The 11,393-nt window shown below is 64.7% G+C and carries 13 protein-coding genes; 10 read left to right on the top strand and 3 right to left on the bottom strand.

From position 1 onward, the window contains the following. Positions 1-21 precede the first annotated feature (21 nt). Positions 22-822 carry a DsbC family protein gene (locus AC1DSJ_RS10540; protein ID WP_054421204.1) on the top strand — a complete coding sequence of 267 codons (801 nt, stop codon included), beginning with the start codon at positions 22-24 and terminating at the stop codon, positions 820-822. A gap of 64 nt (positions 823-886) precedes the next feature. Continuing rightward, positions 887-1,843, top strand: a complete 957-nt coding sequence (locus AC1DSJ_RS10545; RefSeq protein ID WP_054421205.1) for a D-2-hydroxyacid dehydrogenase family protein — start codon at positions 887-889, stop codon at positions 1,841-1,843. A 78-nt stretch (positions 1,844-1,921) separates the two neighbouring features. Here the strand turns inward: AC1DSJ_RS10545 and AC1DSJ_RS10550 are convergent, their stop codons facing one another. Further along, positions 1,922-2,836 (bottom strand): LysR family transcriptional regulator, encoded by a 915-nt coding sequence (locus AC1DSJ_RS10550; protein WP_441371404.1) that lies wholly within the window; start codon positions 2,834-2,836, stop codon positions 1,922-1,924. Positions 2,837-2,936: 100 nt separating this feature from the next. Between AC1DSJ_RS10550 and AC1DSJ_RS10555 the strand changes: the two genes are divergently transcribed. Next, entirely contained in the window at positions 2,937-3,734 is a 798-nt protein-coding gene (locus tag AC1DSJ_RS10555; RefSeq protein WP_441371405.1) for an alpha/beta fold hydrolase, read from the top strand. Positions 3,735-3,837: 103 nt separating this feature from the next. On the opposite strand, the gene ttcA is transcribed toward AC1DSJ_RS10555, so the two are convergent. Next, complete coding sequence (gene ttcA, locus AC1DSJ_RS10560; protein ID WP_427950146.1) at positions 3,838-4,806, bottom strand: tRNA 2-thiocytidine(32) synthetase TtcA; 969 nt, start codon at positions 4,804-4,806, stop codon at positions 3,838-3,840. Between the two features lie 2 nt (positions 4,807-4,808). Beyond that, positions 4,809-5,168 carry a dihydroneopterin aldolase gene (gene folB, locus AC1DSJ_RS10565; protein ID WP_006217044.1) on the bottom strand — a complete coding sequence of 120 codons (360 nt, stop codon included), beginning with the start codon at positions 5,166-5,168 and terminating at the stop codon, positions 4,809-4,811. A 122-nt stretch (positions 5,169-5,290) separates the two neighbouring features. Here folB and AC1DSJ_RS10570 point away from each other — a divergent pair, with 122 nt between their 5' ends. The 7 genes from AC1DSJ_RS10570 (at position 5,291) to AC1DSJ_RS10600 (ending at position 11,390) form a co-directional block, all read left to right on the top strand. Next, entirely contained in the window at positions 5,291-6,190 is a 900-nt protein-coding gene (locus AC1DSJ_RS10570) for an NAD(P)/FAD-dependent oxidoreductase (protein ID WP_441371406.1), read from the top strand. Between the two features lie 193 nt (positions 6,191-6,383). After that, positions 6,384-7,352 (top strand): Bug family tripartite tricarboxylate transporter substrate binding protein, encoded by a 969-nt coding sequence (locus AC1DSJ_RS10575; protein ID WP_054421210.1) that lies wholly within the window; start codon positions 6,384-6,386, stop codon positions 7,350-7,352. Continuing rightward, complete coding sequence (locus AC1DSJ_RS10580; protein WP_054421211.1) at positions 7,353-8,018, top strand: 3-oxoacid CoA-transferase subunit A; 666 nt, start codon at positions 7,353-7,355, stop codon at positions 8,016-8,018. A 1-nt stretch (position 8,019) separates the two neighbouring features. After that, a complete protein-coding gene (locus AC1DSJ_RS10585) occupies positions 8,020-8,745 on the top strand; it encodes a 3-oxoacid CoA-transferase subunit B (RefSeq protein ID WP_441371407.1) in 726 nt (241 codons plus the stop codon). A 130-nt stretch (positions 8,746-8,875) separates the two neighbouring features. After that, positions 8,876-9,838 (top strand): Bug family tripartite tricarboxylate transporter substrate binding protein, encoded by a 963-nt coding sequence (locus AC1DSJ_RS10590; RefSeq protein ID WP_175170571.1) that lies wholly within the window; start codon positions 8,876-8,878, stop codon positions 9,836-9,838. Positions 9,839-10,056: 218 nt separating this feature from the next. Beyond that, entirely contained in the window at positions 10,057-10,596 is a 540-nt protein-coding gene (locus AC1DSJ_RS10595) for a fimbrial protein (protein ID WP_054421214.1), read from the top strand. Positions 10,597-10,652: 56 nt separating this feature from the next. Continuing rightward, on the top strand, positions 10,653-11,390 hold the full coding sequence (locus AC1DSJ_RS10600; protein ID WP_441371408.1) for a fimbria/pilus periplasmic chaperone: 738 nt from the start codon (positions 10,653-10,655) through the stop codon (positions 11,388-11,390). Positions 11,391-11,393 lie beyond the last annotated feature (3 nt).

Raw genomic sequence — 11,393 nt, forward strand, 5'->3', positions numbered from 1 at the left:
ACGATAAGTACAGGAGTACAAATGAACTTCCGCATCTCCGCCACGCTGGCGGCATGTTTCCTGGCCGGTGGCCTGGGACTGACCGCCACCGCCCACGCGCAAGCGCCCGCCAAGGGTGACAAGGCCGTCTCCACGCAGTCCGTCGGACAGCCGGGCAAGGGCGAAAAAAGCGTGTCCACCACGCAGATCGACCCCGTGGCGGAGGCCGTGAAGGAACGTTTCCAGCAGCGCTTCACCGGCATGGACGTCACCACCGTGCGCCAAACGCCCTATGGCCTGTTCGAAGTCCAGTTGGGCATGGACCTGATCTACACGGATGAAAAGGTTACCTGGGTCATGGAAGGTCCGTTGATAGACGCGATGACCCGCCGCGACGTCACCCGTGAATCCCAGGAAAAGCTCAGCGCCGTCACGTTCGACCAGTTGCCGCTGGAACTTGCTATCAAGCAGGTCAAGGGCAATGGCGCGAAGAAGGTTGCGATCTTCGAAGACCCCAACTGCGGCTACTGCAAGCAATTGCGCCACACGATGGAAGAGCTGGACAACGTCACCGTGTACACCTTCATGTACCCGATTCTGTCGCCGGATTCCAAGACGAAGGTGCGTGACGTCTGGTGCGCCAAGGACCAGGGCAAAGCCTGGGACGACTGGATGGTGCGCGGCAAGAAGCCGGCTACCGCCAGCTGCGACGTACCCGAAGACAAGCTGCTTGCCCTGGGCCAGCAACTGATGGTGCGCGGCACGCCCACCCTGTTCTTTGCCGATGGTTCGCGCGTTAGCGGCGCCATCCCGCTGGACCAACTCAAAGCCCGTTTGAACTGACCGGCGCCCCGCGCGCCGGCCGGGTGGCTGGCGCGGCAGGCGCCTCGCCACCCGGAGACATGACTTGAAAATCGCAATACTCGACGATTACCACGACGTAGCCCGGCGCTATGCAGATTGGACCTCGCTGGGCGGTGACGCCGAGGTGCAGATCTTCAACAACTTCATCCCGGCCGAACAGGTCGACGTCACGCTCGAATCTTTCGACGTGATCGTGGCGATGCGCGAACGCACGCCGTTCCCCGCCGAGCGCATCCGCGCGCTGCCCAAGCTGCGCCTGTTGATCACGACCGGCATGCGCAACAACGCCATCGACATGGCCGCCTGCACCGAGCAGGGCATCGTCGTGTGCGGCGCACCCGGCAGCGCCGACGCCAATACCGCCACCGCCGAACTGGCGTGGGCGCACATCCTGGGCCTGTTCAAGCATCTGACCACCGAAGACGCGGCGATGCGTCGTGGCATGTGGCAAACCGCCATGCCCGAGCCGCTGGCTGGCAAGCGGCTGGGTGTGTTGGGCCTGGGCAAGCTGGGCGCTGCCGTCGCCAAGGTGGGGCAGGCGTTCGGCATGGATGTCGTGGCCTGGAGCCCCAACCTGACCGACGAACGCGCCGAAGCGGCGGGCGTGAAGCGGGTCGACAAGCATGAACTCTTTGCCACGTCCGACGTGGTCAGCCTGCACCTGATTCTGTCTGACCGCAGCCGCCACGTGGTGGACGCCGCGGCGCTTGCCGCGATGAAGCCGACGGCCTATCTGGTGAACACATCGCGCGCCGGCCTGGTGGACCACGAAGCGCTGATGGACGCACTGGTCAAATTCCGCATCGCGGGCGCCGGCCTGGACGTCTATCCCGAAGAGCCGCTGTCGCCCACCGACACCGTGCGCGATCTGGACAACGTGATTCTGACGCCGCACCTGGGCTATGTCAGCCGCGAGAATTTCGAGGCGTTCTACCAGAACGCGCTGGACGCCGTGAAGGCGTTTCAGGCGGGCAAGCCGATTCGGGTGCTGAACGCGTAGCGGGGCGAGTCCGGGCTTGAACCCCGGACCCGCACCCGCATCACCGCGCGTCTTATTCCCGGGGTATCACCCGGCCCATCATCCACCTGGGCCGAATGCTCCACCGGTCGCGACGGCGTCCTCCAGATATTTCCATAAGCGATTCAGCACCGGCCCTTGCGGCCGGTCGCTGCGTCGCGCCGCCACCAGCGCTTCGATGCTGCCGGGCAGATGGCGGCTGGTGATGTCCAGCAGCCGCCCATCGCGCAATTCATCCTCGATCAAAAAGCGCGGCAGGTGGCCCCAGCCCATGCCTTGCAGGATGACCTCTTTTTTCATCTGCTGATCCGCCACCGTGCATTGATGCGCGCCTTCGATCATGAAGTAGTTGCGCGCGGGCGTATGGCGCGCGGTGTCGCGCATGACGCACTGCGTGTAGTCGCGCAGCAAACGCGGCGTGATGGGTTGCTGGGCCGTCGCGGGCAGAAAGCCCGGCGCCACGACGGGCGTGAACGGCACCGCCAGCAAATCCAGGCACTCGATGCGGGACTCGCCGTCATCCACCCGGTGCAGGATCAGGTCGGCATCCCCGTCCAGCAAGCGTTCCACCGGCCCGCCCACCGCCTCGAAGTGCAGGTGCAGGCGTGTGGCCGGACACTGCGCGAAGAAGCGGCTCAGCAGGCCCAGCATCTGTGGCCGGGGACACAGATCGCCAATCACCACATGCAGCTCGCTTTCCTCACCCATCGCCAATTGCGCGGCATGCGTGCGCAAGGCGTCCAGCTCGCGCAGCAAACCTTGCGCCTGCCGGTGAAACGATTCGCCTGCCGGCGTGGGCCGCACGCGGTAGCCGCCGCGGTCGAACAGCGTCAGGTCCAGTTGGCGTTCCAGCTTGGCTACCGCGGCGAACACGGCGGGATGCGAGCGGTGCAGTGCAGCCGCCGCCGCCTGGAATCCGCCCAGGCGCACCACGGCGTCAAAGCACTGGAGGTCGTGCAGGGTGAAGTCGCTCATGTCTGCTTTTCCGACAAAGACTGTGCGAACTTTGTAATTTCTTCTTCAATCCGCCGCAACTACGCTGTGCGTCATGTTCAACGCTCAAGGCGGATTCCTCATGCAAGCACGCTCCACGTTCACCACCGGCGATGGCGTCCGAATCGCCTACCAGATTGACGGGGGCGACCGTCTGCCCGTGCTGGTGCTATCGAATTCCATCGGCACCACGCTGCACATGTGGGACGGCCAGATCGACGTGCTGTCCCAACGATTCCGGGTGCTGCGTTACGACACGCGCGGCCATGGCGCATCCGGCGTGCCGGCGGGCGCGTATTCAATGGACCGCCTGGGCCGCGACGTGATCGAGCTGCTCGACGCATTGGGCATTGCCCGCGCGCATTTTCTGGGGCTGTCGCTGGGCGGGTTCATCGGCCAGTGGCTGGGCGTGCATGCGCCCGAGCGCATTGACCATTTGATTCTGGCCAACACGTCTTCCTACCTGGGGCCCGCGCCACAATGGGACGCGCGCATCGCCGCGACCTTGCAGGCGCCGGACATGACGGACACCGCCGCGATGTTTCTGGGGAACTGGTTTCCGGCAGCCATGTTGAAAGCGGGCGGCCCGGTCATTGATCACTTCCGCACCATGCTGCTGGCGACGAACCCCCAAGGTCTTGCGGGCGCCTTCGCGGCAGTTCGGGATGCAGACTTGCGACGCACGATTGCCCTGATCAATCGCCCGACGCTGGTGATTGCCGGCCGCGACGATACGGTCACCGCCGCGAGCCATGGCGCACTGATCGCCGCCACGGTGCCGGGTGCGATGTGGGTGGAAATGCCCACCGTGCATTTGTCGAACATTGAACGGCCCGCAGAGTTTGTGGACGCGGTGCTGTCGTTCTTGCCGCGGCCTTGAATCAATTCTGGCCACGAAAAAGAGAAGGGCCGCTGTGGGCGGCCCTTTCTCGTGACTTGCTTGCGTGGCCTGTTCTCCGAGTTTTGTCTCGGGGCCTGGCCTTTTACTGACGCGTGAACATCACTTTCTTTTCAACAATCGCACCCGGCTCCAACGCTTCGGGCGTGTCGCCGCAGGCTTCGTCCGCGTCGTCATCCGGGTCCACCGCGTCAAACGCCGTGTCGCCATTGGCGTCCGGCACGCCGGTGGGCTTTAAGCCCACGAAATCGAACAGGTCGCGGTCCATCAAATGCGACGGCACCACGCGCGACAGCGCATTGAACACGTTCCACGAACGGCCCGGATGCTGCTTGTCCCAATCCTTGATCATCCGGCCCACTTCCTTGCGCTTCAGGTTTTCCTGCGAGCCGCAGAGGTTGCACGGAATGATCGGGAATTGCTTTAGTTCGGCATAGGCAATCAGGTCCGCTTCCGCCACATAAGCCAGCGGGCGGATCACCGTGTGGCGGCCGTCGTCGGACACGAGCTTGGGCGGCATGCCCTTGGCCTTGCCACCGTAGAACAGGTTCAGGAAGAACGTGGCCAGGATGTCGTCGCGGTGGTGGCCCAGCGCAATCTTGGTGGCGCCCAGCTCAGACGCGACGCGGTACAGAATGCCGCGGCGCAAGCGCGAACAGAGCGAGCACATCGTCTTGCCTTCTTCCAGCACGCGGGTCACGATGGAATACGTGTCCTGCGTCTCGATGTGGAAGGGCACGCCCAGATCTTTCAGGTACTGGGGCAGGATGTGGTCGGGAAAGCCCGGCTGCTTCTGGTCCAGGTTGACCGCGATCAGCTCAAACTTGAACGGCGCGCGCTTTTGCAGCTGGAGCAGGATGTCCAGCATCGCATAGGAATCCTTGCCGCCCGACAAGCAGACCATGACGCGGTCGCCTTCTCCGATCATGTTGTAGTCGGACAGGGCGCGCGTGGTTTCGCGCGCCAGGCGCTTGGTCAGCTTGTTGCCTTCGTGGCGGGCTTTTTCTTCGGCTTCCGTGCGGAAGCGGATGCCAGGGGGAGCGATATCGTTCATGGTCAACGCGTGATCTGAATTTCCACGCCCACCGCCGCACAGTCGGAAAAGGCCATGGGCTTGCTGATGCGCAGGCGCAGCGAGCGGATTTCCTGGAAGTCGGCCAGCAGGCGCGCGGCCACTTGTTCGGACAGGGTTTCGATCAGGTTCACATGCGCCTGCGTGCATTCTTCAACGATGGCTTCGCGCAGGCGGCGGTAGTCCAGCACGCTGTGGATATCGTGGTCGTCGACCGAGCGCTGGATATCCACGTCGAATTCGGCGTCGACATGCAGGGGCTGGGTAGCGCGGCGCTCGTGCTCGAGGATGCCGATGCGGGCGTCGAGCGCAAGCCCGGAAAGGATGATGCGGCGTGTGGGCATGATGGAAACCTGGTGGGACAGCCGGAATTGTAAAGGGACAGCGGATCGGGGGCGGCGCGCTGGCTACAATTCGGCCATGTCCGGGCGCCCGAGAGACGCCGGCGCAGTCAATAAGGGGTGAAATGCAACAGTTGCACGATGCGGTCATTGTAGGCGGCGGGCCGGCGGGCGCTTCCTGCGCGCTCTGGCTGGCCAGACTTGGTTTGTCCCCATTATTGGTGGAAGCCAGCGCCCGCCTGGGCGGTTTAAGCAGTGACAACCCGTTTTCCGACGACTGGATCGCCGTCTTGCCCGGCGTGACCGGCCAGCAGGTGGCGGCCAATATCGATACCAGCGTGCGCGCGGCCAATGTGCCGCTGCGGCTGGAAACCCGCGTGACCCGCGTCTTGCCGTGCAAGGGCGGCATCCAGGCCACGCTGCACGGGCCGGATGGCGAAACGTCCGTGCGCGGCCGCACCTTGGTGATTGCCTCGGGCGTGCGCGCCAAAGGCCTGCCGGATCACCCGCCGGGCGCCAACTGGCCCGGTGTGCTGATCGGCCCGGGTTCGCCCATCGTCGCGCAGGACTATTCCGGTTTGTCGGTGGCCGTGCTGGGCGGCGGCGACAACGCGTTTGAGAATTACGTCTACGTGCGCAACCGCGGCGCGCGCGCCGTGCACTTGTACGCCCGCAGCGTCCGCGCGCAGCAGCAATGGGTGACGCGCGCCGGGCGGGATGGCGTGCGCATCGGCCCCTATACCGTCGACCCCGAGACCCGCAGCGTGGATGGCCGTCAATACGATCTGATCCTGGTCTTCTACGGCTGGGAACCGCAAGCCGCCTTCGCCGACAGCCTGCAATTGGCCCGCGACGAACGCGGCTATATCCGCACCGACTTCGCTACCGCCGAAACCAGCGTGCCCGACATTTATGCCGTGGGCGAAGTGGCGCACCGCATGCATCCTTGCGTGGTGACGTCGATGGCGGATGGCGTGGTCGCGGCCAAGGCCATCCAGCGCCGGTGGGAACGGGCCGCGGGGTAAGGTGAGGGGAGAGGCGGCGGTTGAAAGGGCCGCGGGGTAAGGCGAGGGCAAAGGCGGCGGTTGAAAGGGCGGGCCGACGCGCGTTCAGCTCAGGCGAAGCCTGACCTCCACATTGCAGAATAGGCATTTGCCAGCGCGGCGCACACACTCCTCCCACAAGTTGATCAATCAATGATCACGTCGGGAGACAAGCATGTTGCACTCGCATCGCTGGCTGGCTGCCGGCGCGATGGCCTTCGCCTTGGCGGGCCCCGCGCACGCCGCTTGGCCTGAACGGCCAATCACCCTCATCATTCCTGCCGCGCCAGGCGGCACCACCGACATCGCTGCGCGGCTGATTGCCGACAAGCTGGGCGCCAAGCTTGGCCAGCAGGTCATCGTTGAGAACCGCGCGGGGGCCGCCGGCATCATCGGCGCGCAAACGCTGGCCCGCGCCAAGCCCGACGGCTACACGCTGCTGATGGGCAACATCGGCCCCAACGCCATCAACTACGCGCTGTACAAGACGCTGCCCTACAAGCCTGCGGACTTTGCACCCGTCACGCTGGTGATCTCGGTGCCTAACGTGCTGGTCGTGAATGAAGCGTCACCCGTGCGCTCGGTGGCTGACCTTCAGGCGCAGTCCAGGCGGGACCCGTCCAAGGTGTCGTTCGGAAGCTCCGGCGCCGGCCAATCGCCGCATCTGTCGGGCGAACTCTTCAAGCAACGCGCGGGGGTGGCCGGCACGCATATCCCGTACAAGGGCGCCGGCCCCGCCGTGGCCGCGCTGCTGGGCCAGCAGTTCACCTTCATGATCGACAACCTGCCCAGCTCCATGCCGTACATCCAGTCGGGCAAGCTGCGTGCGCTGGCCGTCACCAGCGAGCGGCGGCTGGCTGAATTGCCCGACGTGCCGACCATGGCCGAAGCCGGCGTGAAAGACATGGTGGTGACCGCCTGGTTCGGGCTCATCGCCCCGGCTGGCACGCCAGAAGACGTGGTCGGCAAGCTCTACGCCGCCACCCGCGATGTGGTGCGCAGCCCCGATATCTCCGACCGGTTCAAAGCCATGGGCGGGCAGGCGGGCGGCAACACGCCGGCCGAGTTCACGGCCTTCATCAACCAGGAACGCACCCGCTGGAAACAGATCGTGGACGCGGCCGGATTGGCGCAGGAGCAATAAGTGATCGACAAAATTCAAGCATCCATGGCCGACGCCATTGCCGTCATTCCCGATGGCGCGTCCGTGCTGGTGGGCGGGTTTGGCGAAGCGGGCGTGCCTTACGAGCTTTTGCATTGCCTGGCGGAATCGGGCCGGCGCGATCTCACCATCATTTCGAACAATGCGGGCACCTTCGAACGGGGCATCGCCGCGCTGCTGATTCGCAAGCAGGTCAGAAAGATCATCTGCTCGCATCCGCGTCCGCCCAATTCCGACGCGTTTGCGCGCGCCTACCGCGCGGGCGAAGTCGAACTGGAATGCGTGCCGCAAGGCACCTTGGCTGAACGCCTGCGCGCGGCCGGCGCGGGCCTGGGCCCGTTCTACACGCCCACGGGCTATGGCACCGAGCTGGCCGAGGGCCGCCGCCAGGAAGTGATCGACGGCGTGGGCTACGTGCTGGAACACCCCCTGCGCGCCGACTACGCGCTGATTCGTGCGCACTTGGGCGACCGCTGGGGCAACCTGATGTACCGGCACGCCGCGCGCAACTTCAATCCGGTGATGTGCATGGCCGCGGGCCACGCGATTGCGCAGGTGGACGAAGTGGTGCCGTTGGGCACGTTCGTGCCAGAGCAGGTCATGACGCAAGGCATCTTCGTGAAATCCGTGGTGCGGGTGGAGGCCTGACATGCAACACACACAAGGCACACAAGACACGCAACCCATCACGGGCCTGACCCGGCAACAGATCGCGCAGCTGCTGGCCAGCGATATCCCCGACGGCTCCATCGTCAACCTGGGTATCGGCATGCCCACGCTGGTGGGCGACTACCTTCCGCCCGACAAAGACATCCTGCTGCACAGCGAAAACGGCATCCTGGGCATGGGCCCCGCCGCCAGCGGCGAGCACGTGGACCCGGACCTGATCAACGCCAGCCGCCAGCCCATTACCTTGCTGGACGGCGCATCCATCACCGAGCACACCATCTCGTTCGCGATGATGCGCGGCGGCCATCTGGACTACGCGGTGCTGGGCGCGTTTCAGGTGTCGGAAACGGGCGACCTGGCCAACTGGAAAACCGACGCCGCCGACGCCATTCCCGCCGTGGGCGGCGCCATGGACCTGGCGGTGGGCGCCAAGCAGGTGCTGGTCACGATGGAGCATCGGGGCCGCGACGGCACGCCCAAGGTGCAGCGCGAATGCACGTATCCGCTGACGGGCAAGGGCGTGGTCACGCGTATCTATACCGATCTGGCCGTGATTGATGTGACGCCAGAGGGGCTGAAGGTTCACGCCATGACGGCGGGCGTCAGCGCGGCGTATCTGCGGTCGGTCACGGATGCACCGTTGAACTTCCCGGAGACACCGCGCGTGATCGTGCTGGATGCCGCCGGCGCGCCGCGTTACGCCTGACGGCGGGGGCACGGAGGCGCCCGCGCTCCGGTCCCGCCCTTCGATCCCGGTCTCTTCGATCCCGCCCCTTCGATCCCGCCCTTCGATCCCCGCCCCTTCGATTCCGGCCCTCGGGCCAAGGAGACTGCTGATGATCCGTTCCCTGCTGGCCGCAGCGTCGCTGTGCGTGTTGTCCATCGGCGCCGCGCAGGCCGCCCCGGTCTACCCCGACAAGCCCATCACCCTGCTGATTCCGTATCCGCCCGGGGGCAGCGCCGACATGCTGGCGCGTCCCTTGGGGGCGGAGCTGCAAAAGAAGTGGGGCCAGCCCGTGGTGCTGGAATACAAGCCGGGCGCGGGCGGGGCGATCGCGTCGGCTCAACTGGCGCGCGCCAAGCCCGATGGCTACACCTTGCTGATGGTGCTGGCGGCGCACGCCATCAACCCCAGCCTGTATCCGTCTTTGCCCTACGACACGCGCAAGGATTTTGCGCCGGTCTCGCTGGTGGCGACCTTGCCGATGCTGGTGGCCGCGCCATTGAATACGCCCGCCAACACGGTTCCCGAACTGATCGCCTACGCCAAGAGCCATCCCGGCAAACTCAGCTTCGCGTCTGCCGGCAACGGCAATACCAGCCATCTGGCCGCCGAAATGTTCAAGCACCAGACGGGCATCGACATGATGCATGTGCCGTACAAAGGCAGCGGCCCGGCGGTTGTCGCCTTGCTGGGCGGCGAAGTCTCGCTGATGTTCGACAGCATTTCCACATCGCTGCCCCAGGTGCAGGCCGGCAAGCTGAAGGCCATTGCCGTAACGGGCGAACGGCGTTCGCCTTTGCTGCCCGATGTGCCGACGGTGGCCGAAAGCGTGCCGGGCTTCGTGGTCAATGGCTGGTACGGCGTGTTGGCGCCTGCTGGCACGCCGCCTGATGTCGTCAACGCCCTGAGCCGGGGTATCGCGGACGCGGTAGCGCTGCCTGCCTTGAAGCAGCAGTTGGCGGGCTACGGATATGAAACGGTCGGCTCCACGCCCGCTGAATTTGCGGTGCATATCGACCATGAGTTGGGGGCATGGAAAGAGGCGGTAGAGGTGTCGGGAGCCAAGCTCAACTGATATTTCTGTAATGCCCTGCGCAGATGTGTTGTGCATCGTCCTCACCGCAGGGCCGCAAAATTTTCTTTGAGAAATTTCTCGTATTTCACGACCGATGGATTCGAAACAATGCTTCTGGTCCTCTGCTCTGATCAAGTGACGGCTTCGTCCTGATTCTGCGCGGCGGACCAAGGTGTGGCAGGTCGCCCGCCTTGGTGAGAAGTCAGTCGGAGAGTGCGGTGAATAAGAAGATTGTTGCGGCAGGCCTGGCATTGTCGTCATTGGTACTGTGCGGCAGTGCGTTGGCGGCGGATGTGAAGTTGGTGTTCAAGGGCGAGGTGTCTTCCTCCACCTGCAAAATCGAGGGCGTGGCCAGCGAAGGCGTCAAACAGGTGTCGCTTGACCCCGTCAGCGTCAGCGCTCTGGCTAACCAAAATGATGTCGCCGGCCGTAAGCTCGTCGAATTGAACCTGACTGGCTGCACGGGCAGCAAAGTGACAACGCGCTTTAACCGTGATTCGAACGTCGATCCTTCCACGGGCGCCTTGATCAACCAGGCGGCGTCCCAAGATGGCAAGGATGCTTCCAGCGCGCAGGTGCAGTTGCTGAACAGCAAATATCAGCCCATCAACCTGTTTACGGGCGATGGCGCTGAAACGGTCAGCATCGATGCTGGCACGGCAAAGCTCGAGTTCTACGCCCAGTACCTGGCCGCAACCGCAGCCACCACGGCGGGTCTCGTCCAGACCGAAGTGCTGCTGGACCTGATCTACGAATGAAGCCGGCTCCCCTTGAGCGCACGCTCAGGGGGCTTTCAGATTCCGCCAGCCGGGCCATGCTCCGCCATCTATGCGCGGCGCTATGCCTGGCTTGTGCGACCCTGCTGCCCCCTTCCGCCCAGTCCAACGTGGTGATCGGCGGCACGCGCATCATCTATCCCGCCCAAGAACGCGAAGTCACCTTGCGCTTGACCAACGACGGCGGCCAGCCAGCATTGGTGCAGGCCTGGATCGACGACGGCGACGCGAACTCCACCCCGGATGAAGTGAACGTGCCGTTCATGATCATGCCGCCGCTTGCGCGCATCAACCCGGGCAAGGGCCAGACGCTGCGCATCGCCTATGCGCCGTCATCTGGCGTGCCTTCCGACCGCGAATCCGTTTTCTGGATGAACGTGCTCGACGTCCCGCCGCTGCCGGGCGCACAAGTGGCGAACCACATGCAGCTGGCCTTCCGCAGCCGCATCAAGCTGTTCTTCCGCCCGATGGGCCTGTCCGGCACGGTGGGCGAGGCAGCCGCGCAGTTGCAATGGCGCATCGTGCAAGGCAGCAACGGCCCGACGCTGCAAGTGCGCAATGACAGCGCTTTTCATGTGTCATTGACCACCGTCGAACTGACGCTGCAGAACGGGCGCGCCCTGCCGGTGCCGAGCCGCATGCTGGCCCCAAAGTCCGTAACGGAACTGGGCGGCGGAAAACTGCCGAACGCGGCGGGCGCCAAGGGCGCCGTAGTGTTCGAATGGATCAACGACTACGGCGCCACGGTTCGGCGCGAAAGTCGCCTTGCTTCTTAGCGG

The sequence above is a fragment of the Achromobacter sp. 01N37 genome, assembly GCF_056399725.1.

Bases quoted from the DNA above. Each gene is read 5' to 3' on its own strand.
- ttcA (WP_427950146.1), bottom strand. From the start codon at position 4,806: ATGAACGATATCGCTCCCCCTGGCATCCGCTTCCGCACGGAAGCCGAA.
- AC1DSJ_RS10555 (WP_441371405.1), top strand. From the start codon at position 2,937: ATGCAAGCACGCTCCACGTTCACCACCGGCGATGGCGTCCGAATCGCC.
- AC1DSJ_RS10590 (WP_175170571.1), top strand. From the start codon at position 8,876: ATGATCCGTTCCCTGCTGGCCGCAGCGTCGCTGTGCGTGTTGTCCATC.
- AC1DSJ_RS10540 (WP_054421204.1), top strand. From the start codon at position 22: ATGAACTTCCGCATCTCCGCCACGCTGGCGGCATGTTTCCTGGCCGGT.
- AC1DSJ_RS10550 (WP_441371404.1), bottom strand. From the start codon at position 2,836: ATGAGCGACTTCACCCTGCACGACCTCCAGTGCTTTGACGCCGTGGTG.
- folB (WP_006217044.1), bottom strand. From the start codon at position 5,168: ATGCCCACACGCCGCATCATCCTTTCCGGGCTTGCGCTCGACGCCCGC.
- AC1DSJ_RS10570 (WP_441371406.1), top strand. From the start codon at position 5,291: ATGCAACAGTTGCACGATGCGGTCATTGTAGGCGGCGGGCCGGCGGGC.
- AC1DSJ_RS10575 (WP_054421210.1), top strand. From the start codon at position 6,384: ATGTTGCACTCGCATCGCTGGCTGGCTGCCGGCGCGATGGCCTTCGCC.
- AC1DSJ_RS10585 (WP_441371407.1), top strand. From the start codon at position 8,020: ATGCAACACACACAAGGCACACAAGACACGCAACCCATCACGGGCCTG.
- AC1DSJ_RS10600 (WP_441371408.1), top strand. From the start codon at position 10,653: ATGCTCCGCCATCTATGCGCGGCGCTATGCCTGGCTTGTGCGACCCTG.